General features: G+C 41.5%; 19 protein-coding genes. 1 reads left to right on the top strand and 18 read right to left on the bottom strand.

Going from position 1 to position 21,637, the window contains the following annotated elements:
- Positions 1 to 13 precede the first annotated feature (13 nt).
- Together CRO56_RS02810 and CRO56_RS02805 are read right to left on the bottom strand one after the other, a co-directional pair.
- Positions 14 to 1,042, bottom strand: a complete 1,029-nt coding sequence (locus tag CRO56_RS02810) for an extracellular solute-binding protein (RefSeq protein WP_097157216.1) — start codon at positions 1,040 to 1,042, stop codon at positions 14 to 16.
- Positions 1,043 to 1,098: 56 nt separating this feature from the next.
- A complete protein-coding gene (locus tag CRO56_RS02805) occupies positions 1,099 to 2,289 on the bottom strand; it encodes an ROK family transcriptional regulator (protein ID WP_097157054.1) in 1,191 nt (396 codons plus the stop codon).
- Positions 2,290 to 3,240: 951 nt separating this feature from the next.
- On the opposite strand from CRO56_RS02805, the gene CRO56_RS02795 reads away from it, so the two are divergent.
- Positions 3,241 to 4,062, top strand: coding sequence for an EcsC family protein (locus tag CRO56_RS02795; RefSeq protein WP_097157215.1), 822 nt, complete (start codon positions 3,241 to 3,243; stop codon positions 4,060 to 4,062).
- 35 nt (positions 4,063 to 4,097) lie between these two features.
- Here CRO56_RS02795 and CRO56_RS02790 read toward each other — a convergent pair whose 3' ends face one another.
- The 16 genes from CRO56_RS02790 to CRO56_RS02715 form a co-directional block, all read right to left on the bottom strand.
- A complete protein-coding gene (locus CRO56_RS02790; RefSeq protein ID WP_097157052.1) occupies positions 4,098 to 4,658 on the bottom strand; it encodes a histidine phosphatase family protein in 561 nt (186 codons plus the stop codon).
- Positions 4,659 to 4,928: 270 nt separating this feature from the next.
- Positions 4,929 to 5,474 (bottom strand): plasmid pRiA4b ORF-3 family protein, encoded by a 546-nt coding sequence (locus tag CRO56_RS02785; RefSeq protein WP_097157051.1) that lies wholly within the window; start codon positions 5,472 to 5,474, stop codon positions 4,929 to 4,931.
- A gap of 141 nt (positions 5,475 to 5,615) precedes the next feature.
- Positions 5,616 to 7,073, bottom strand: a complete 1,458-nt coding sequence (gene cls / locus CRO56_RS02780) for a cardiolipin synthase (protein WP_097157050.1) — start codon at positions 7,071 to 7,073, stop codon at positions 5,616 to 5,618.
- 133 nt (positions 7,074 to 7,206) lie between these two features.
- Complete coding sequence (locus tag CRO56_RS02775; RefSeq protein ID WP_097157049.1) at positions 7,207 to 7,644, bottom strand: DUF5392 family protein; 438 nt, start codon at positions 7,642 to 7,644, stop codon at positions 7,207 to 7,209.
- A 208-nt stretch (positions 7,645 to 7,852) separates the two neighbouring features.
- Complete coding sequence (locus CRO56_RS02770; protein WP_097157048.1) at positions 7,853 to 8,347, bottom strand: transaldolase family protein; 495 nt, start codon at positions 8,345 to 8,347, stop codon at positions 7,853 to 7,855.
- Entirely contained in the window at positions 8,307 to 9,536 is a 1,230-nt protein-coding gene (locus CRO56_RS02765) for a PTS ascorbate transporter subunit IIC (protein WP_097157047.1), read from the bottom strand. Before CRO56_RS02765 ends, CRO56_RS02770 begins: the two co-directional genes overlap by 41 nt.
- 60 nt (positions 9,537 to 9,596) lie before the next feature.
- Positions 9,597 to 9,884, bottom strand: a complete 288-nt coding sequence (locus CRO56_RS02760) for a PTS sugar transporter subunit IIB (protein ID WP_097157046.1) — start codon at positions 9,882 to 9,884, stop codon at positions 9,597 to 9,599.
- A gap of 18 nt (positions 9,885 to 9,902) precedes the next feature.
- Entirely contained in the window at positions 9,903 to 11,972 is a 2,070-nt protein-coding gene (locus CRO56_RS02755) for a BglG family transcription antiterminator (RefSeq protein WP_179714146.1), read from the bottom strand.
- Positions 11,973 to 12,273: 301 nt separating this feature from the next.
- The gene (locus CRO56_RS02750; protein ID WP_097157044.1) at positions 12,274 to 13,593 is read right to left on the bottom strand and encodes a UDP-glucose dehydrogenase family protein; all 1,320 of its coding nucleotides are present in this window, start codon (positions 13,591 to 13,593) and stop codon (positions 12,274 to 12,276) included.
- 12 nt (positions 13,594 to 13,605) lie between these two features.
- Positions 13,606 to 14,517 carry a UTP--glucose-1-phosphate uridylyltransferase GalU gene (galU, locus tag CRO56_RS02745; protein ID WP_097157214.1) on the bottom strand — a complete coding sequence of 304 codons (912 nt, stop codon included), beginning with the start codon at positions 14,515 to 14,517 and terminating at the stop codon, positions 13,606 to 13,608.
- 255 nt (positions 14,518 to 14,772) lie between these two features.
- Positions 14,773 to 15,717 carry a S66 peptidase family protein gene (locus CRO56_RS02740; protein ID WP_097157043.1) on the bottom strand — a complete coding sequence of 315 codons (945 nt, stop codon included), beginning with the start codon at positions 15,715 to 15,717 and terminating at the stop codon, positions 14,773 to 14,775.
- A 278-nt stretch (positions 15,718 to 15,995) separates the two neighbouring features.
- The gene (locus CRO56_RS02735) at positions 15,996 to 17,603 is read right to left on the bottom strand and encodes a peptide ABC transporter substrate-binding protein (protein ID WP_097157042.1); all 1,608 of its coding nucleotides are present in this window, start codon (positions 17,601 to 17,603) and stop codon (positions 15,996 to 15,998) included.
- 75 nt (positions 17,604 to 17,678) lie between these two features.
- Positions 17,679 to 18,656, bottom strand: coding sequence for an ABC transporter ATP-binding protein (locus CRO56_RS02730; RefSeq protein WP_425427170.1), 978 nt, complete (start codon positions 18,654 to 18,656; stop codon positions 17,679 to 17,681).
- A gap of 5 nt (positions 18,657 to 18,661) precedes the next feature.
- Positions 18,662 to 19,660 carry an ABC transporter ATP-binding protein gene (locus CRO56_RS02725; RefSeq protein WP_097157040.1) on the bottom strand — a complete coding sequence of 333 codons (999 nt, stop codon included), beginning with the start codon at positions 19,658 to 19,660 and terminating at the stop codon, positions 18,662 to 18,664.
- A gap of 13 nt (positions 19,661 to 19,673) precedes the next feature.
- Positions 19,674 to 20,645, bottom strand: a complete 972-nt coding sequence (locus CRO56_RS02720) for an ABC transporter permease (RefSeq protein WP_281257276.1) — start codon at positions 20,643 to 20,645, stop codon at positions 19,674 to 19,676.
- 11 nt (positions 20,646 to 20,656) lie between these two features.
- Entirely contained in the window at positions 20,657 to 21,583 is a 927-nt protein-coding gene (locus tag CRO56_RS02715) for an ABC transporter permease (protein ID WP_097157039.1), read from the bottom strand.
- Positions 21,584 to 21,637 lie beyond the last annotated feature (54 nt).

Genomic DNA, 21,637 nt, shown 5'->3' with positions numbered 1-21,637 from the left:
AGTTTTAAGCTTTTTAGTTTTGGCTTTTAATATTTTCGTCCCAATATTGCATCCATTCTGTTTCTTTTTCGGCCATTACTTGCCAATCAATATCTAATTCTTTAAGGTCTAGCTCTTTATACCAATCTGGCATTTGATCCTCTGGGATGTCTGTACGGGTTGGAATTTGATATAGATCTTGTGCAAGAACCGTTCTTACTTCAGGGTCAAAAATAAATTCATAGAACAGCTTCGCATTTTCTATGTTTTTCGCACCCTTGACTAGACCTACGCCATCAACAAGAATAGGCGCTCCGCTTTCTGGATAGACATAATCGAATGGCTGGTTGTGCTCATATTTTTGCAATAAAATGTCCTGCAAGTTCCAAAGCGAAATCGTTCCTTCTTGACGCGCTAATTTTAAATAAAGGTTAGTAGGATCTTGTGCATATTCTTTCGTGTTGGCATCTAACTGACGGAGCCAGTCATACCCTTTTTCAGGATCGCTCTGATCCTGACGGAAAATCATGGCCGAATAGATGGTTCTCATAGTTCCGGAAGCTAATACTCCGCGGATAATGATTTCATCTTCCCATTTAGGATCAAGCAGATCGTCCCAGTCCTGTGGTGCTGATTCTTTGGTTAACACATCGCTGTTAATCATGATGACCTCTGGAAGCAGCATTTCCCCATACCAGCGATTTTCAGAATCCTTATGTTCAGGTTTAATAAACTCATCAAAGCTTGGTTTAAATGATTCCAGCAAGTCTTCATCTGCAGCTGTCATCAGTGCAGATTGGGTTCCGCCCCACCAAAAGTCTGCTTGCGGATTGGCTTTTTCAGCCCGAACCCGCTCTAAAATTTGCTGCGCCCCCATCGTTAATACTTCTACTTGGACATCTGGATACTTTTCATTAAACATCGCAACGACCTTGTCTACAATCGTCTGATCACGGGCCGTATAGATGACTAGTTTGCCAGATCCGCCTTCTCCTGTTTCTCCTTCTCCCTCTCCGTTACCTCCATTACTGCTTTCGGAGCTACACGCTGTTAAAAACATCATGACTGCAGCTACAACTAAAATGAGCCATTTTTTCAACTTCAATGTTTTTACCCCCTTCACATATGTAAACGATTTTTATTCAGAAGCCCGGCTTGCGAGAAGCTCTCTAATGCCAAATGTACAGCTCCATGTAAGCCTGCTTTAGAACCGAGAGTGGTGACTCTGATTTCCGGTGTTTCCGGTAAATGGCTTTCTATAATTCTGGTAAACTGCTTGAATGACTTTTCATTTAACATCGCCATCTCACCAGATAATATAATCATTTGCGGATCTAGAATACTAGAAAGGTTGATGACCGCGGCCGCCCAGTGGTCGATTACTTCATGTAAAATCGATTTGGCGACATCATTGACAGCCTCAGTCTGCTGCAAGTAATCGAGCAGGGACTGATTTTGCTGAACGGAAAGACCATTTTCTTGGAGCTTTGCCCGAATTCCAAGTAAGCCATAGTTACTCTCAAAAACACCCATACTTGCACTTTTCCTTGAATCGGTTCCGAGCCGCATGAGACCAATTTCACCGGCTGCACTATGTGAGCCTTTATGAAACTTCCCATCTAAAATAATGCCGCTTCCAACCCCATTACCAACAAACATATAAACAAGATCCGTAACATTTACGCCAAACCCGCGGTGGTACTCACCAATCGTCATCATGTTGACATCATTATCAACGACGACTTCAATCGAAAGCCTGTCTGACAGCTCTGCCACTAAGTTCACTTGTTCCCAATCCACCCCTGGTGAGAATCCAATCTTTTGTTGAGTTGTCGAGGTGATCCCAGGAATTCCAATCGCCATGCCTAAAATATCTTCAGGAGAGACTTGCTGATTGGTTAACAATTTTCGAACTGTCGTCTCTATGAGCTGTACGATAAAATGCCCATCGGTTGGAATTGTAAAATCGCGGTGAACGAGATCAATCCATTCCCCTTGCATATCAGCAAGTATCACAGAAAGACGACTGTTCGCAATCATCGCGCCCAGTACAAAATTGGATTTCACATTGTACTCGAGTAAAATCGGCCGCTTCCCGCCCGTTGAAGCACCTGGACCGACTTCAAGGATCAGTCCCTCATCAATCATTTCCTTGACCAGTTCCGATACGCAAGGCCGGCTTAGCTTCGTTTGCTTTGCAATGTCTGCGCGCGACTGACGCGGATTGCTTTTCAATTCACTTAAAATCATCTGACGATTCATCTGCTTTACCAGCTTCGGACTCGCCTTATTATTTGCCACTGCTCTCATCTCCAGCCTCCCACACGCTTTGGTTCCGGGTTGGAAAAGTTTTGTTAATTTTAGGTTGGACAAAGTTAGTTAGTTAACCTAACAAACTTAAAACCTATTATACTTAGGGAACCGCTTACAAGTCAATATATTCTGAATAAATCGTTTTTATGGTTCTGGGCGTGCCTGTCACGACTAGGATGCTTCACGCCACGGATTGAGACCCGGACTCTTTTTTTCGAACTTAGCATTCTTTTTTGAACTCTGCACCTCGTTTTTCGGAAATTAGCACCGTTTATCGGAACTAAACTCTCAGTTTTTCGGAACTCAGTACTCGTTTATCAGAACTCAGTACTCGTTTATCAGAACTCAGCTCACGTTTTTCAGAACTCGGCACCCGTTTTTCAGAACTCAGCACCCCTTTATGAGAACTCGGCTCCCGTTTTTCAGAACTCAGCTCCCGTTTTTCAGAACTCAGCTCCCCTTTATCAGAACTTAGTACTCGTTTATCAGAACTCAGCTCCCGTTTTTCAGAATTCAGCACACGTTTTTCAGAACTCAGCTCACGTTTTTCAGAACTCAGCATCCGTTTATCAGAACTCAGTACTCGTTTATCAGAACGCAGCACATATTTTCAGAACTCAGCTCCCGTTTTTCAGAACTCGGCTCCCGTTTTTCAGAACTCAGTACTCGTTTATCAGAACTCAGCACATATTTTCAGAACTCAGCTCCCGTTTTTCAGAACTCGGCTCCCGTTTTTCAGAACTCAGCTCCCGTTTTTCAGGACTCAACACCAAAATACCGGACTCCACACCAAAATCCATAACTCAGCTCCTCTTTTTTCTAAACCCGTCACAAGCCCCCATTAAGCTTTCCCCCCTCCATTATGCTAAAATACATTCAGACAAGCCGTGGAACAATATTTGTGAATCTAGAAAATTCAGGTGGTGACAGCTTTTGTCGAGTGAACAGATGGAAATATTACAGGATGAGTTGAAAAAAATTAAGAAGTGGGAGAAGGATCAGAGCGGGCTGTGGTTTTGGGAGCGGATTGGGCGACTTCCGTTTAAGCTGCTGGATAAGATTACGCCTAAGTTTATACATAAGAAAATTGGGGTTTTGCTGGATGAGCTGGGGAATTATATTTCAACGGGAGGCAAGTATTTAACTTCGGAAAAGCAGATTTTACGAGCGCTCGAAAAACAGGCAGGAACTCCGCTAGAGAGCATTGCCGATGTTGAAAAGCTGCCGTTAGAGGTAATGGAGAGAACGAGTCAGGAATTAGCGGAAAACAGAATTAAATTGGCCACTGTTCAAGGTGCCACAACTGGAATTGGCGGGATTTTTACGCTAGCGATTGATATCCCGGCCCTGCTTGGCCTTTCGCTAAAGACCCTTCAGGAAATTGCGATTATCCATGGATATGACCCCAATGAAAAAAGTGAACGGGTGTTTATCGTCAAATGTCTCCAGTTCTCCTCAGCAGATATTGTCGGTAAAAAGGCGATTTTAAATGAACTATCCCATTTTTATAATAGGGAAACAGAGTCGAAAGAGATGCTTTCCCAGCTCCAAGGGTGGCGTGAAGTCATTTATACATACCGCGACCAGTACGGATGGAAAAAATTCTTTCAAATGATTCCGATTGCCGGCATCCTTTTCGGTGCTTTCAATAACCGTTCCATGCTTCAGGACATATCGGAAGCAGGTACGATGCTGTATCGAAAACGAAGAATAATGGAAAGAATCCGCCAGTTGGAAAACGAAGCCCCGCTCCTCCATCCGTCAGAATAAAAGAAAAGAAGTAAGGCTTAATCTTCACCTAAGCATTACTTCTTTTCCCAAATTCTCCTCACTTTTACCAAGTCATTCCCCGCAAATGTCATTTGATAAATATCCGGCATTTCGAGGTTTTGCCAAAACTGAAAATCATATGATGGATCAAAATTACTCATGATCAGAACCATGAGATTCCCATGCGTTCCTACAACAATATTTTTCCCCCGATAATTTTCCAGTAAAAGCAGGGTTGCGCCGACACCCCTTTTTTGAGCCACAGAATTGGACTCTCCACCCTCCCATGAAAAATTCGGATCCTGCCAAACTCGAGTTATCGCACCATCAAAATCTTCAACCGGTTTCCCGCTAAGCGTACGTTCTCGTAAATCTTCGACAATTTCAATGTCTTTTCCTATAAAACTCGCGATCCCTTCTACTGTTTGCATCGCTCTTTTATACGGGCTAGAGACAACCTGATCAATGACCTCTTTTTTTAGAAACTCAGTGACCCGAACGGCATCTCTCACTCCTGTTTCAGACAAAGGCCTCTCTAACTCTTCCGGTGTATAAATGGAATGAGCATGTCTAACAAAATATAGATTGGTCTCCATAGCAAATTTCCTCACCTTAGTGTAAAAATACAACAATAATTTTGATATTCCCTATTAAAATCCAAAAGCCAAAATCAAACAAAAGGTTCACATCAAAAAATCACTAATCCATTGGTTTCACACCTAACCCCAGCCTGTTTAAACAAACATTCGTTTAAAAACCAAGCCGAAATTCTTGTAGAAAAATAGAATACTTTAGCAAAATAGAATGCAAGATTTAACAGATAAATATTTAAAAAACAACCGCCAAACGATTTCTGCGCTTACTCTTTATTTCCCAACATCCATCCCCATATAAAGCCATGCAAAATCCATATTAATTCGATCTAATTCATCGTTTTCATCAATTTCGATTTCTTTGTCTAAAATGCCGCCGCTATCCTCTAAAGGCGCTCCTCTCATTACCTTTGTGCAGCGCGGATAACTATCTCTTTCTTCGGCGGGTTTAATTTTTTCTAATAGAATTTCATGCTCCCAGTAATCCCCGAAATCATATACATACATGCACTTATCTTTTTCACGAATCAGCCAGTCACATAGAAATGCATGGTTCTCATCAAAAACTTGATCGACATAAAATTTATAGTCAATGTCAGTCTCAAGGTTTCCTATTACGATGCGGCTTTCAATAAACCGAGTTGATTTTGGTCCATAGGGATCTCTAACCTGGAATTCGTGAAAATGATAGTCATACCATTCAAAAGCAATTTGAATTAATTTATGGAGAGAGCGAAAAGATGTCCTATCATCCACTTCAATTCTGCGCCATACGGGGGGACTTGTCCGCCTTAACGTAATCTTTAACTGATAAATCATACAAAGGCCCAGCCCTTTCTAGAAAGTCCGTTTTTCTTCATCTTATCACAAAGAAAAATATAAAAGTGAAGCAAAGGGACGGTTCTCGCGTTTCTTTCGTTTCGCGAAACGAAAGAAACGCGAGAACCGTCCCCATGTTTCCTACAATATCGGCGACAACAGCCTCGATATCGCTTCTTTAAATTTAATGGAACTTGATCTCTCTCTGTATCTTTCTTGCGTCAGCTCTGTACTCTTTTCACTATCTTCCATAAACAGACCTTCGAGCTTCTGCGCTACTTTTTCATCATATATGATGGCATTTACTTCAAAGTTCAGCTTAAAACTGCGTGTATCGATATTAGCCGTTCCAACCGAAGCGACTTCACCATCGACGACAATCGTTTTCGCATGCATAAACCCATTTTCATAAATTAATACCTTAGCCCCGTATGACAATAATTCCCCGCAGTAAGCCAAGGTGGCCCAATACACAAACGGATGATCCGGTTTATTTGGTATCATAATCCGGACATCTACCCCTGCAAGCAGCGCAATTTTACAGGCATCCATAAAACTCGCATCTGGAATAAAGTACGGGCTTTGGATTAAAACCTGCTTTTTCGCCGTTAAAATAAGCTTAATGTACATATTTTTAATATGCTCTGTATCCGAGTTCGGTCCACTGTCCACAATTTGAATCGGGGACCTCCCGGTATTGCGTACGGTCGTATATAAGAAATCTTCATAATGAGTCTCTTTTTGCCGGGTAGCCTGTTTCCAGTCTAAAATAAACCGGGCTTGCAGGTGGTCTACAGCTTCCCCTGTCACCCGCAGGTGTGTGTCACGCCAGAAGCCGAATCTTTTATTGTTCCCTAAGTATTCGTCCCCGACGTTAAAACCGCCGATATAGCCGACTTTGCCGTCTATAATACAGAGTTTTCGGTGATTTCGGTTATTCATCCGCGGATTAATAAATTTTAGATAGGACGGGAAGAAAACCTCCACTTCCCCATTGTTTTCAATCAGTTCTTTAAAAAAACCGCGGCTCATTCTTCTTGATCCGATTTCATCGTAAAGAACACGGACTTTCACACCGGCTTTTGCCTTTTGGGTTAGCTCGTCCCGCAGTTTTTTTCCTAAAGCATCGCGCTGAATAATGTAATACTGAATATTGATTTCCTTTTTAGCATTTCTTATATCTTCAAATAAAGCATTAAACTTCTGTTGGCCATCGCTAAAAATTTCAACTTCATTATCAGTTGTTACAATCGAAGTCGATGATTTTAAATTCATTAACAATAATTGCGAGTGTTTTGCTAAAAGTCGGTTGTTGCGGAACTTTTCGCTCGACTTGATTTCATCAACCTGTTCATCAATCGCAAGCTTAAACGATTCTCGTTCTTCCGCAGATAGATTATAGAAATTCTTCTGTTTTAATTGTCTGCCAAATAACAGATAGGCAAAGAAACCTGCAATCGGCAGGAAAAATAATATCATTAGCCAAGCCCAAGTTGACCCAGCATCTCTCCGTTCTATAAAAATAAGAACTCCAGCAAGGATGATATTTATAATCGTAATCGTTGATAGGGTTATAATTAGAATTGTTCCTGAATCCATTCGTGACACGCCTTTTTAATTGCCTTTTCTCCATCATAACTATAAAGCTATACAAATTAAACGTCCACTTATACCTATATTTTTTTACAAAAATTTTATTAAAAATAAAACAGCACCGAATAAGGGTGCTGTTCTAATCTTCTAAACGGCTCGCGCGCTGGTCTTCTTCGACCAGAAACTCAACAAAATGATTGATTGTAACAAGCGGCTGCTGTTGAATCCGTTTTATATACTCTTGTTTACGGCTATCTGAAGTGATGTCACTTTTGTTAATCCGGTCAATGATATAATCGGTACTCATTTTTTGAATTTCTTTCTTCTGTGCCCGGACTTCTTTTAAAAGCGCAAAGCCTAAAGCACCGAGCACGGCATAGAGAACGATGCTAAAGATCATGTTTTGGCTATTTGGTATATAAAACAGCAGGAAAAACAGGTTAAAGAGCGAAACTGTAATGAGCGGAAAAGAGAACAACGCATATTTAGAAACCTTTTTCGCTAATGGGGAAACTATTTTTTCTAGCTGTTCAATTTCCCTTTTTATAAATGGAGGCAAATTCGTCATGGAACCCATATAGAATCCCTTCCTTAAAAATGTGATTAAGACTACTATACCAAACTTATCTCTCCATATAAAAAAGAATGCTTGAAATCGGGGCATACCCCCATCGAATCACCTGCCAAATTAAAAAAGGAGAGTCTCAATGACCCTCCTGACTATTCTCTGTGAAATTCTTGTGAAACTAGATTTTTCGGGGCTGCTTGGCACCCTTCGAATTCACCTATACAATCGAATACCCCAGAGCTTGGCTGTCCCGGCTAAACATTTGGACGGTTTCGAGTGAGATTTGTTCTAAGCTTTTGCCGACGTTCGGCATTTTGTTTAAGATGGCTGGGGTACAGGTGATAATATCACATCCGCATTGTTCAGCCTGAAAAATATTCAATAGTTCTCTTGGGCTGGCCCAGAGCAGTTCAGTTCCTTCTTTTTCAAGACAGATGGCTGCTGCTTCTTTCATCAATGGAACTGGATCCACTCCAGAGTCTGCAATTCTTCCAGCAAAAACCGAAACGATATTGGTGGTTCCTGATACAAAAGCATCGACCGTCTCCCGTACTTGATCCAGAGTTAAGATCGCCGTGATATTCAATGAATATCCAAGTCTAGATAGCTTATGAATTAGTGGAATCGAAGACTCCCCTTGAGAGTTCATAATTGGAATTTTGATATAAACATTACTTCCCCAGCTTGCGATCTTCTTGGCTTCTTCCTCCATTACCGTAAAATCGTCTGAGTAATAAAGCTGGCAAGAATGCAAGCGCCAATCCGTTTACAAAGGATCCGATAATCGCACCTTTACGTCCTCCAGTAGCGTTCCCATAAATACCTGCTGTTGCTCCACAGAAGAAGTGTGGAACCAGACCAGGAATAATTAAAACTCCACCGATAAAGCCTAGGATTACCATTCCAATAACGCCGCCAATAAAGCTACATACAAAACCGATAATCACCGCAGTCTGCGCATATGGGAAAAACACGGCACAATCGACTGCTGGTACAGCATTTGGAATAATCTTTTGGGCAATACCCTGGAAGGCTGGAATTAAGTCAGCCAAAATCATCCGAACACCTGAATAAACAATGGCAACCCCGATCGCAAACTTCAAACCGCCCATAATCGCAAACAGATAAGGTGACATACCGCCAGATAAAGTTGAAACGAATTCAGAACCAGCTGCAATGGCTGCTACTAAATAAAAGAACATCATGGTAATACCAGTTGCGATTGTCGTATTACGCAAAAAGCTCCACTTTTCCGGAATGTTAATGTTTTCTGTACTATCTTCAGGTTTTCCAACTTTACTTCCAACCCAGGCAGATAGATAGTAGCCTAAACTTCCGAAGTGTCCCATGGCTACTTCATCACCGTCAGTAACCTTTAATGTATATCTTTGTCCGATAGCTGGTGAAATCGCACTCCATGCTCCTAGGAAGAAGCCGCCAATTACAACTAACAGCCAGCCTGACATACCGGTTGCACCTAAAACAGCGGATAGCAGACAGGCCATAAAGAAACTATGGTGTCCAGTCAAAAAAACATATTTATACTTTGTAAAACGGGCAAAAACTACATTTAATACAAGTCCTAAAACAAGGATAGACATGGTTTCAACGCCAAGAATTTGTTGAGCGGTCGCGACAACTGCCTCGTTATTTGGAACAACCCCTTGAATATTGAAGCCCTTTTCAATCATTTTTCCAAGCGGATCTAAGTTAGTGACTATAAAATCAGCACCTGCTCCTAGCATGATATAACCAAGAATAGGTCCAAGCGTTCCCGTTAAGACTTTATGACCTGGACTTCTTAAGGCAACTAATCCAATAAAGGCCATAATACCAAGGAGAAGCGCGGGTTGAGACAAGACATCTTTTAAAAATTCAAGTACCCCTGTAAAAAAATCCATAATGATCCCCCTATATAAGAGTTTTATAATTGCTAATAGTAAGATAATGAATCATAAAAATTATTGCTTTGCCTGATCTAATACTTTAAGGGTTTCTAATATATCTTCTTGAATCTTTTTCTTGTTAATATAGCTTCGAATAACGGCAACCTTTTGGCTTTCATCGAATTGTTTTGCCATTTCTCCAATGGTGACAATCAAATCGCAGTTGCGTCCTTTTGCTGAATTAAAATCAGAGGACTCAACAGTTGCTTTAATGCCGTTTTCAGCACATATTTCTTCAATTTTTAGTTTTAATAACAAACTGCTCCCTATTCCATTTCCACATACTGTAACAATACTTAACATGATCAAATACCTCCTTCATTAACTGTATTGATATATTAAAGGAATGATAGAATCAGCATTAGAAGCCTTTAATATTTCATTGATATTTTCATCCTCTTCAAGCAGCTCAGAAAGTTGACTCAAAGCTTTTAAATGCGTTTCATTATCAGTTGCAGCTAAAACAATGATGATATTTACATCCTTGTCTGGATCTCCCTCGGAAAAGGAAACTGGCTGATTAAGCTTTAACAAACTCATTCCCAATTTTTTAACTCCTTCTTCCGGTCTTGCATGCGGAAGTGCAACCTTTGGCGTTAAAACGATATATGCTCCCATTTCCATGACATTCTTAATCATGGCTTCGACATATTCTCCGTTGATTGAATGAGCTTCAAGCAAAGGATTGGCAGCAAGCCTGATAGCTTCTTCCCAACTCTCAACAAAATCAACTACTTGAATCATTTCTTTTGTGATTAATTCCTTTAACACGGGCTTATACCTCCCAATAGTTTTAGCCATATTTCCTGTAAGTACATTCGTGATTGCCGTATAAAGCCCTTTTTCATCATGTACAGTTGAAAAAAGCTTGATTACTTCAATTAATTGATGAACATTTGGAGTATTAGGTCTTGAACCCTGTAAAACCACATCTACCTCTTGTATAATTTTTGCTTTATCAAGCGCGGTTAAAATGGGTTGAACAACGAGTAATGGTTTCTTCGTTTGCAGCATGACCGTTGAAAAAATCAAATCAAATTCATCTTCAATTTTTTCATTAAACTCACGAATAGAGATAACTTTGACAATTTCTATTTCAGGTACAAGCTGTTCAATTTCCCGTTTCAATAGATTAGAAGTTCCTACTCCGCTTGGACAAACAATAATACTCCGCTTCCTTCTAAATGGAAGTCCCTGTGCGGTTAAAAACGAACCAAAATGTAGGGTAATGTACCCCACTTCATCTTCTGAAATTGTGGAGCCAACTGCTTCCTCCAACTTTTTCAAGGACTTTTTCACCAAATTAAAAAGGTCCAGATGCTCTTCCTTGATTTTATTTAAATAAGGATTTGTGATTGGAATATTAAATATCATCCTGTAGTACGCCGGCTTTAAATGCATAAGCAGTGCCTGTTTGGCATGCTCTCGATCGATAAAGGTTACACAGGCTAAGATCTCAAATTCTGAAATAATCTCATCAATGATCTTAGATAAATCATTTTCATCTGGTTTTTGATAGAGATAAAGATCGTAACGAACGTTTAAGCCCAAAACCAGCATGGTTAAATAAATCTTTTCATCCTCAGAAACAGATAATTGTGAGTCTTTCATCATTTGTTCAACCGCATCATAACCATCGGTCTCCTGGATGGTTTCAACAATTTCTTTTGGAAAGAATAGCAGCCGTCTCACATTTATACGGATTAATAAAATAGTAAAGTAGGCGGCAAGCTCCCTCATTCTCTCCTCTACATAAGAAACGTGAAGGCTATCTTCCATTTGACTTAAAGCAGCATGCATCTGTTGGAAGCATGCCAGAAAAGTCCCTTTCCCTTTACATTCATCTACCATTCTTTCTATTAGGGTCATTCCATTCTGCTGTTGAATGATACGTGACAGCATCTTTAGAGCCAGTTTTCGAACAGCCATCTCATCCCCTGTCAAATGATAGCCAGCCTGCCGATTGTACTGCAGGGAGACTCCATACCTGCTGGCGTGACTGTCGGCTTGTTTGACATAGGATAAAACCGTATTTCTGCTCACCTTTAAAATGTTGGTTACATGATTAACAGACAAATACTCATCATTCATAAAAGCAGAGAGTAAAATTATTGCCATTCGAACTTCATGGGAAAGAATGTATTCTTCTGTTTTGAGATTAGGAAGGATTGTGGAAACATGCTCTTTTACTCTTTTGTCAATGATCAGTCCAAATGAACGTTTGTTTTCGATTGGCGGTAATTCCTGATCGATTAACCAATCGTTAATTTTTTGCAGGTCATAACTAACCTGGCGTCTTGTACAATCTAAACGTTCCTCAAGCTCTTTCATCGTGACTAATCGACTTGATAAAATCACATGCAATAAATTAGTGGCGCGCTCATCTAACATATTGATCCTCTCCCTGTCTTCATTATATAGGCAAATCGCTAGTGACAGCGCTTTCATTGGGTCTGTTTTTGGTTCATTAAAAAGATGTAAAGTTACAAAATTGGGTTGGGGATGATAAGTTTCCTCCTTTGTAAAAAAAGTTTTATGTAAAACTGGCCAATAAATTTATTTTACCTCGGAGATCGTAATATAACTTCAAACTTTCAATAAGCTTGCAAAATAAAAAAGAGCCGCAAAGGACTCTCTATCATAGCAAATGAAACAAGAATTTTCAGGGCGTGACAGGCACCTGTCGATTCACCTACGCAAGTACCTTAGTCTTCACCTCTACTACCGGTCTTCCAATTGACTCATATATAATCCCGGCCTCTTCAGCATCGGCTAAGCGATAGCAATTTCTGCCATCGATAACGATGGCCGAGTTCATTAATTCACGATATTTCTCTAGATCAAACTGTTTTATATCATCCCATTCGGTAAAAATCAAACAAATATCTGCTCCGATAATCGCTTCCTCAATCATGTCACAATACTTTAATTCTTCCGGATACAGCTTCTTGTATTTTTCCATTCCGACTGGGTCCCACACTCTCACATTGGCTCCATCTTCTAGTAAAATCGGAATGTTTTCAAGGGATGGCGCTTCTCGTAAGTCGTCCGTTCCCGGTTTAAAGGTTAGTCCCAGCACGGCCACTTCTAATCCGGCAAAACTATCATAGTATTTCCGGGCTTTTTTAATGAGCTTCAATTTCTGATTCTCGTTGACTTCGATCGTCGCTTTGATTGTTTTAATCTCGTAATCATTGAAATTAGCGAGCCAGTGCAGGGCTTTTGTGTCTTTTGGAAAGCAGGAGCCGCCGTAACCGATGCCAGCATTTAAAAAGCGATCGCCAATCCGCGGGTCTAGCCCCATTCCTTTTGTAACGTCTTCGATGTTGGCACCGACAATTTCACAAAGGTTAGCTATTTCGTTGATATATGAAATTTTAAGGGCGAGGAAATCGTTGGCTGCGTATTTGATCATTTCCGCACTTCGTCTATCGGTAACCACAATCGGAATATGAAAGCGTTCGTATACCCGCTTCATGACCGTACTAGCCGCCTCCGATTCAACACCGACAACGATTCTATACGCATGCAGGGTATCCCGGACTGCCGTCCCTTGAGATAAAAACTCAGGGTTCGAGACAACCTCAATTTTTACATAATTTCTCGCATTTTCTTTAATCAGTTTTTCAAGCTTATCATTGATTCCAACCGGAACTGTCGATTTCACAACGACAACGCAGTCATGCTCCACTATTCTGGCAATCTGCTCTCCTACGTCATAGATGTAGCGTAAATTAGCAGACCCATCCTTTTTCTCTGGCGTCCCCACGGCAATCACGATGACTTCAGCTCCCTGGTAAGCCACTAAAGGGTCAGTCGTATAAACTAAACGGTCTGCATTTTTCAGCATGAGCTCTTCGACATCTGGTTCATATATCGGCGACTTCCCGCTCCGCAGAAGTTCAATTTTTTTCTCGTCAATATCCAAACAGGTTACTTTGTGTCCTGTTTCTGCTAAACACACCGCTGTCACTAAGCCTACATACCCTGTTCCAACAACTGTGATTCTCATAAACCCACCCTTTTAAAACATATTTATACCGCTAGCCTTCTGTTGATTGATGGTGACTTCCTTAAGGACCTCTTGAAGATATTCGATTAAATCTGTTCTAAGGTCTTCCCTCTGAACCGCGATATCAATCGTTGCTTTAATAAATCCTAATTTGTTCCCCGTATCAAGGACTTTATCCTGTATCTCCAATCCATACACCGGTTCCAAATCGATGAGTGACCGGATGGCGTCGGTAAGCTGAACTTCTCCATCTTTTCCGGCTTCCTGCTTTTCAAGCAGGTCAAAAATTTTTGGGGATAGAATATATCTTCCTAAAATAGCTAAGTTAGAGGGAGCTTCCTTTTGATGGGGTTTTTCCACCACATCCTGAATCAGACTTAACCCGTCTTCAAAATGGTACGGATTTACGATTCCATATTTATTGACATCTTCATCTGGTACATGAGTTAGCCCGATCACACTTTGGTTGAACTTGTTGTAAGTATTAATGAGCTGTGCCAAGCATGGCACTTTTGAGTTGATAATAATATCTCCTAGCAGAACGGCAAAGGGCTCATTTCCGATAAAATGTCTCGCACTCCAAATCGCATGCCCCAGACCCTTTGGCTCCTTCTGCCGAATATAGTGGACATCGATCATGTCTGATATACTTTTAATTTCCTTATAGATTTCAATTTTAGATCTTTCTAGCAGGCGCTGCTCGAGTTCATAGGAACGATCGAAATGATCCTCTATCGCCCTTTTGCCCTTCCCGGTCACTATGATTAAATCTTTAATTCCAGAGGCAACTGCTTCCTCAACAATGTATTGAATCGTTGGTTTATCTACAATTGGCAGCATTTCTTTTGGCATTGCTTTCGTTGCTGGCAAAAATCTTGTACCGAGACCTGCAGCAGGTATGATCGCTTTTTTAATCATTTCGATAGCCCCCAACTCTGATTTTCTACAACACTACCACGCTTATAACCTATTTATACTAGTCATTATAAAGGTTATACCACCGGGGTGTTAAGATACGGATAAAAAATTGTAAAAATATTATGTAAATTCTATGAAGACTATTGTATGAAGGACTAGAATGATTTTTAAACAAACGTTTGATTAAAAGAATGGGCGTGAAACAAGAATTTTCAGGGTGTGGCAGGTACCAGCCGAATGCCCGGCGGCTGGCTCCCTGAACTATACGGTCGCACTTTCTGTAATCGTTAATTGACATTGATCCGCATCTAGAATAGCTTCTACTCCAAGGGGCAGGGTCATGGTTGGTTTGCAGTGGCCTGCTTTGACGTTGCAGATGATAGGTTTTCCCGTCGGAACGAGCAAATCTTGAAATACTTCCTGCAGAGTTAAGCTTGGTTTCGAGACATCTCTTGGGACACAATTGTTCCAGTCTCCCAGGATAATCCCGTTACAATCCTCCAATTTGCCGGCAAGCCGAAGCTGTGAGAGCATTCGATCAATGCTATAGGGTTCTTCGTCGATATCTTCTAAAAATAACAGTTTTCCTTTTGTATCGATTTCATAGGGGGTTCCAAGCGTCGCTGCGATTAAAGACAGATTGCCTCCTATAATTGAACCAGTTGCCACACCCGCAACTAGACATTGGATTTCCTCCCCTTCCGGATTCTTCATTTCTCCTAACGGTTCTGGTGAAGAGATTGCTTGGAGGAAACCTTTTATTGAATACTCATCAAAATCACGGAGCATATCTGAAGCTGGCATTGGGCTATGTAAAGTAATCATTTTGCATTTCTGATTTAAGGCGATATGCAGGGTTGTGATATCACTATAGCCGACAAATAGTTTGGGATTTCTTTCGATCATCTCATAATCTAGCTGATCGATTATTCTAGGAGTGCCATATCCGCCACGTATACAAACAATAGCATCAATGCTAGGGTCGGCAAACATGCCGTTAATATCTTCAGCTCTTAAGGAATCCTCACCAGCCAGGTAACCGTACCGTCCATAACAGCTATCACCAACTGTAACCTCAAAGCCAAACTCCTCTAGCTTTTTAACCGATTCCTCGACCCGATCCGGACGACTGACAGGACTTGAAGGAGCAATTAACCCAATCCGGTCTCCTGTTTTAATTGCTTTTGGTTTCTTTAATCCACTCACCTTCCACCACTCCTCTATAAAAGATGACTTTCCTCTATTTTAAATTAAATATAATAGTAGAAACTACCAATAATTCTACTTATTGCAAAGAGAAAAGAGGAACCAGAAGGAATCCTCCTCTAGCCCCTCTTTCTATTGTTCTTTTATTAAAACCCCGTTAAACTTTTTGGCAAAGGAACGGGATTTTGACCCGTAGAAACGGATTTTGACCGATAGAACAACATTTTGACCCGTACTGTCAATTTTGACTTCTAAAAAATCCGCGGCGTAACAGGACCCTACTCTACATCCGCATACTCGAAGTATGTGTGGCCGATGTAGTTTTTGAGGACTCCTTTGACATGCGGTTTGACGAGGAAGGAGTCTTCGTAGAAGTAGAGCGGGATGACAGACATTTCATCCATTAGGATTTTTTCGGCTTTGGCGTAGTTGTCCATCCGCTTTTGCTGATCTAGAATTTCCCTGTTTTCTTGTAATAAGGCATCATACTCTTCGTTGACCCAGCGTGTGTCATCGGCTGTGTTAACCGATTCAAACAAGGTTAAGTTTGTCATTGGGTCGAGGTAGTCACCCGTCCAGCCATCGCGGGCGATCATAAAGTTACCGTTTGACAGTTCATCCCAGTAGACTTTAGATTCCATTGTACGGATGCTGACTTCAACACCAAGGTTTTCCTTCCACATACTTTGGATCGCTTGAGCGATATCCTTATCAGTTTGACTGGCCATTGTCAGGAGTTCAATTTCAGGCAATCCTTCCCCATTAGGGTATCCCGCTTCTGCCAGTAATCGTTTTGCTTCTTCTGCATCTTCTTCAAATAGGTTTCCGACGACATCCCGGTATTCCTGATCGGTTTGAACACCATGCGGCATTCCGTATGGAACAAATCCGTAGGCTGGTTTTTCGGTAGATTGCATCACATTTTCTATGATTTGCTGACGGTTGATTGAGATTCCAAATGCCTTTCTTACCTGCGGGTCATCAAAAGGCTCTTTCGTGACGTTAATATCAAAATAATAGGTTCCAATCCGCGGTGAAACCGTATACTCTGGGGAATCTTTATACTGAGCCATCGCTTCAGCACTCAGGTTATCGGAAACATCAATTTCTCCATTCATATAAGCTGCAAGTTCAGCTTCTGGAGCTTCAATAAAGACAATTTCAAGTGTATCAATCTTCACATTATCCGCATTGAGATAGTTTGGATTTTTCTTCAATACGTACTTTTCCTTCGCCTTCTTTTCAACCAGCGTAAATGGACCTGTCACTAAATATGTATCCGGAGATTTCGTCCATTCCTCTTCCCCCTCTACAACATCCTGTCTGACTGGGTAATAAGAAGTCGCACAAAGCAAATTCAAGAAATATGGAGTTGGATTTTCAAGCTCAACCTCAAGCGTATGCTCATCCACCGCTTTTACCCCAACCTCATCTGCACTGACTTTTCCTTCATTATAAGCAAGACCATTCTTTAAATAATACAAGTCAAAAGCTGCACCGGAAGCCACGTCAGGGTTCAACACCCTTTTCCAGGAATATTCGAAGTCATGGGCAGTAACCGGCTCTCCGTCACTCCATTTTGCATCTTCATGGATTTTAAAAGTATACTTGGTTCCTGTTTCGTCAACAATCGTTTCCGCTGCTAAAGAAGGGACAGGAACACCCTCTGGGCCAATTGTGTAAAGACCTCTAAATAGGTTTTGCATGACCACAGATGAACGGGAATACACGTTTAGCGTAGGATCTAAGGTCTCGGGTTCATCTGGCAGGGCATAAATAATCTTTTTCTCATCTTGAGAATTTTCACTAGTCTCGTCAGAGCTACAAGCTACAAACACGAAAACACTCAGCAACAGCGTCAGGATTAAACCAGCTTTTCTCTTCATTGTCTTCCCCCTATTTTTTAAAAATTTATATGATAACCAGATGAATGAGACTGGTTATTACCAAATGATCACTGCTTATGTAACAACATGACAAGCTACCTGATGCCCATTACCTATATCCTTTAATTGCGGCTTCTCTTCACTGCATGCTCCCACCGCGTATGGACAGCGTGTTCGGAATGCACAGCCGCTTGGCGGATTAACCGGACTCGGGATATCCCCTTTGAGACGGATTCGTTCACTTTTTTCAGCCATATCCGGATCAGGTAAAAGTGATGCCGACAACAATGCCTTTGTATACGGATGCTGCATGTTCGTATACAATTCATTAGCTTCCGCGACCTCAACCAAGGATCCTAAATACATGACTCCAATTTTATGAGATAAATATCTAACCATCGCCAAGTCATGTGATATAAATAAATAGGTTAAACCAAATTTCTCTTGGAGCTCCTCCAACATATTGACGACCTGTGCCTGAATCGACACATCTAAAGCGGAAATCGGTTCATCACAAACAATGAATTCGGGCTCAACGGCAAGCGCTCTGGCAATTCCTATCCGCTGGCGCTGTCCGCCTGAAAACTCATGCGGATACCGGTTTAAATGGTCACTTTTTAAGCCTACCAGTTCTATTAATTCATTGATCCGATCGATCCGCTCCTTTCCCTTCGCGATTCTGTGGACGTCCAAAGGGTCCCCGATAATATCGGCAACGGTCATCCTTGGATCCAATGATGCGTAAGGATCCTGAAAGATCATCTGCATTTTTTTACGGAATGGCAGCATTTCCTTATGTTTCAGGTTTTCAATTGGATTATTGTCAAAGAGAATGTGCCCTGAGGTTGGTTCATAAAGTTTTAGCAAAGTACGGCCTGTTGTTGATTTTCCGCAGCCTGATTCCCCAACCAGACCAAAGGTTTCACCTTTTTTAATCGAAAAACTCACATCATCAACAGCTTTTAACACGTTTGCCTTTTTAGAAAAGAAGCCCTTTGTCAAGGTAAAATGCTTCTTTAAGTTTTTAACTTCTACTAAAGTCTCACTCGCCACCGGCATCACACCACAACCTCCTTCGCCACTTTCGGAGCCTTAGGGTGCATCAGCCAGCAGGAAACACGATGCGTATCCGTTACGTTTGTATCCAGCGGCTGACGTAATTCGCAAATTTTCATCGCGTGCTCACAGCGGGCTGCAAAAGGACAGCCTTTCGGAGGATCCAGTAGATCGGGAGGACTGCCCGGAATCGGAATCAGTTTTTTCTTCTCTCCCGTCGAAACCTTTGGCAAGGACCGGATCAGTCCCCATGTATAAGGATGTTTAGGATTATAAAAAACTTCTCGAGTCGTTCCCTCTTCCACAATCTGTCCGCCGTACATCACAATAATCCGCTCACACATACTCGCGACCACGCCCAAATCATGGGTGATCAGCACAATCGAGGTATTAAGCTTCTTTTTCAAATCTTTCATCAGGTCTAAAATTTGCGCCTGGATCGTTACGTCTAGAGCAGTCGTTGGCTCATCTGCAATCAGCAATTTGGGATTACACGAAAGCGCAATTGCAATCATGACTCTTTGTCTCATTCCCCCTGAAAATTCATGGGGATATTGGTTTAACCGGCTTTCCGGACTTGGTATTTCAACGAGTTTTAAAATCTCAATCGCTCTTCTCCGCGCCTCCGCTTTTGACACATTCAAGTGAATCCGAATCGGTTCCATAATTTGATTGCCTATCGTAAAAAGCGGATTTAGAGACGTCATTGGGTCCTGAAAAATCATCCCAATCTCATTGCCGCGGAGCTTTCTCATTTGCTTTGGATCGACATCTAAGAGTTCAACACCCTCAAAGTTCATCCGATCTGCCTCAACTGTCGCGTTATCAGGCAGCAGCCCCATCACCGAGAGCATCGAAACACTTTTTCCCGAGCCTGACTCTCCGACAATCCCAATCGATTCTCCTTTATCAATATAAAAAGATATTCCCCGGACCGCCTGAACTTTTCCGGAATCAATGTGAAAATTCGTCCTTAAATTTTCTATTTCTAGTAATTTCACAGTCTGCCACCCCCTATTTCTTTAGCCGTGGATCGAGCGCATCTCTTAGTCCATCACCGATAAAATTGAGTGAAAACATCGTTACACTAATCGCTAATGCAGGGAACAGCATTTGATAGGGTTCAGTAAAGATGGTTGGGATTGCATCGTTAACGAGCGTACCCCAGCTGGCAATCGGCACCTGAATCCCTATCCCTAAAAAGCTTAGAAAAGCTTCAGAGAAAATCGCGGAAGGCACTAAAAACGTAACAGTCACAATAATCGGTCCGATACTATTCGGAAGCAAATGCCTAAATAAGATTCTCGATTTGGACTCTCCAATACATCTTGCAGCCAGCGCGTATTCCTGATGTTTTAAAGTAATAACCTGTGATCTGACAATTCGCGCCGTACCAATCCAAGATGTTATACATAAAGCAATAATGATGCTTTGCAGGGAGTTCCCAAGAAACATCATCATCAGGATGATATACAAGAGATCAGGAATCGCGATCAGCATATCGACAACCCGCATCATAATCATATCGACCCGTCCGCCAAAATACCCGGAAATGCCCCCGTAAATGACACCAATTACCATGTTGATCGCAGCCGCCACAAACCCAATCGTCAAACTGATTCTTGCTCCATACAGCGTTCTGGTAAAAATGTCCCTGCCAAACTTATCAGTCCCAAACCAATGTTCAGCAGAAGGACCCTGATTTCCATTTCCTAAATTTTGCCCATCATATGTATACGGTGAAAGCATCGGACCAATAATCGCAGCCAGCGTTATGATAATGACAACACATAACCCGATCATTGCAAGCGGATCCTTGCGAAACCTTGACCAGGCATCCTGCCAATAGGTTTTGCGTGGCCGTACAATCGCCTCATTATTGCGTTTCCTCGAATCTCCTAATCTTTCAAAAAGCTCATCCGGAATATCGTGCCAATGATCGTTGGGGAATGGCTCATCCTTGGTCACTTTTAATATATGGCTCACATCATCACCACCTACTCATTGATTTTGACACGCCGATCAATCACAGCATAAAGAATATCGACAATAAGATTTGCTATGATAATCAAAGCGCCAAAAAAGACAGTTAACGATAAAATGATCGAATAATCACGGTCGCTAATCCCCGTTACGAAATCCCGGCCAATGCCTGGAATCGAGAAGATCCTTTCAATGACAAAGCTTCCTGTTAAAAGGATCGCCACTAAAGGGCCGAGGTACGTAATGATGGGAATGATGGCATTTCGCAATGCGTGTTTGCCGAGAACACTGAGTTCATGGACACCCTTAGCTCTTGCGGTGCGAATATAATCCTGGCGCATGACCTCGAGCATACTGGAACGCATGAGTCTCGCAATATAAGCAATCGGATAAAAAGAAAGACCGGCAACAGGCAGGATATAATGCTCCCAGCTCGTTAATCCAAACGTTGGTAAGATTTTTAAAACGACAGCGAACAAAAATAGGAGAAGAACGGCGATGACAAAGTTGGGGATCGAAATTCCGATGGTTGCAATAATCATAGATAGCCAATCTGCCCATTTTCCCCGCTTAACAGCGGAAATAATCCCTAGTGGAATACCCACTAACAGGGCAACAATAATTGCTATGATTCCTACTTTCGCGGATATAGGAAATCCTTGTTCAATTAATTCATTAACACTGACATCCGGCTGTTTAAACGAAATGCCTAAGTCAAGTTGAGCCAAGCTTTTCAAGTAATTCAGGTACTGAACAATCAATGGCTCATTCAGCCCATACTTCTCTTCAACCTTTTCAATCACACTAATCGGAACATTCCGCTGCTCCGAAGGACTAAACGGCCCGCCTGGAATCGCATGCATAAGGAAAAACGTAATAGTAGTCAAGAAAAACAAAGTAATAACCCCAGCTAGAATTCTTCTAAAAATATAGCCAGCCAAACTATCCCCCCTCTCAAAGTCCCAATTTTCTGAAATTTTATTCCAATATTATAT

Origin of the sequence: Bacillus oleivorans (assembly GCF_900207585.1) — a bacterium.
Taxonomy (GTDB): Bacteria; Bacillota; Bacilli; order Bacillales; family JC228; genus Bacillus_BF; species Bacillus_BF oleivorans.
The sequence above is the reverse complement of the archived record's forward strand: the minus strand, read 5'-3'. Positions and strand labels throughout refer to the sequence as shown.

What these genes read in the sequence shown, in the direction of transcription:
- CRO56_RS02760 (WP_097157046.1), bottom strand. Translation starts at nt 9,884, where the DNA reads ATGTTAAGTATTGTTACAGTATGTGGAAATGGAATAGGGAGCAGTTTG.
- cls (WP_097157050.1), bottom strand. Translation starts at nt 7,073, where the DNA reads ATGGATTCAGGAACAATTCTAATTATAACCCTATCAACGATTACGATT.
- CRO56_RS02805 (WP_097157054.1), bottom strand. Translation starts at nt 2,289, where the DNA reads ATGAGAGCAGTGGCAAATAATAAGGCGAGTCCGAAGCTGGTAAAGCAG.
- CRO56_RS02785 (WP_097157051.1), bottom strand. Translation starts at nt 5,474, where the DNA reads ATGATTTATCAGTTAAAGATTACGTTAAGGCGGACAAGTCCCCCCGTA.
- CRO56_RS02765 (WP_097157047.1), bottom strand. Translation starts at nt 9,536, where the DNA reads ATGGATTTTTTTACAGGGGTACTTGAATTTTTAAAAGATGTCTTGTCT.
- CRO56_RS02770 (WP_097157048.1), bottom strand. Translation starts at nt 8,347, where the DNA reads ATGGAGGAAGAAGCCAAGAAGATCGCAAGCTGGGGAAGTAATGTTTAT.
- CRO56_RS02790 (WP_097157052.1), bottom strand. Translation starts at nt 4,658, where the DNA reads ATGGAGACCAATCTATATTTTGTTAGACATGCTCATTCCATTTATACA.
- CRO56_RS02775 (WP_097157049.1), bottom strand. Translation starts at nt 7,644, where the DNA reads ATGGGTTCCATGACGAATTTGCCTCCATTTATAAAAAGGGAAATTGAA.
- CRO56_RS02795 (WP_097157215.1), top strand. Translation starts at nt 3,241, where the DNA reads ATGGAAATATTACAGGATGAGTTGAAAAAAATTAAGAAGTGGGAGAAG.
- CRO56_RS02735 (WP_097157042.1), bottom strand. Translation starts at nt 17,603, where the DNA reads ATGAAGAGAAAAGCTGGTTTAATCCTGACGCTGTTGCTGAGTGTTTTC.
- CRO56_RS02755 (WP_179714146.1), bottom strand. Translation starts at nt 11,972, where the DNA reads ATGTTAGATGAGCGCGCCACTAATTTATTGCATGTGATTTTATCAAGT.
- CRO56_RS02750 (WP_097157044.1), bottom strand. Translation starts at nt 13,593, where the DNA reads ATGAGAATCACAGTTGTTGGAACAGGGTATGTAGGCTTAGTGACAGCG.
- CRO56_RS02810 (WP_097157216.1), bottom strand. Translation starts at nt 1,042, where the DNA reads ATGATGTTTTTAACAGCGTGTAGCTCCGAAAGCAGTAATGGAGGTAAC.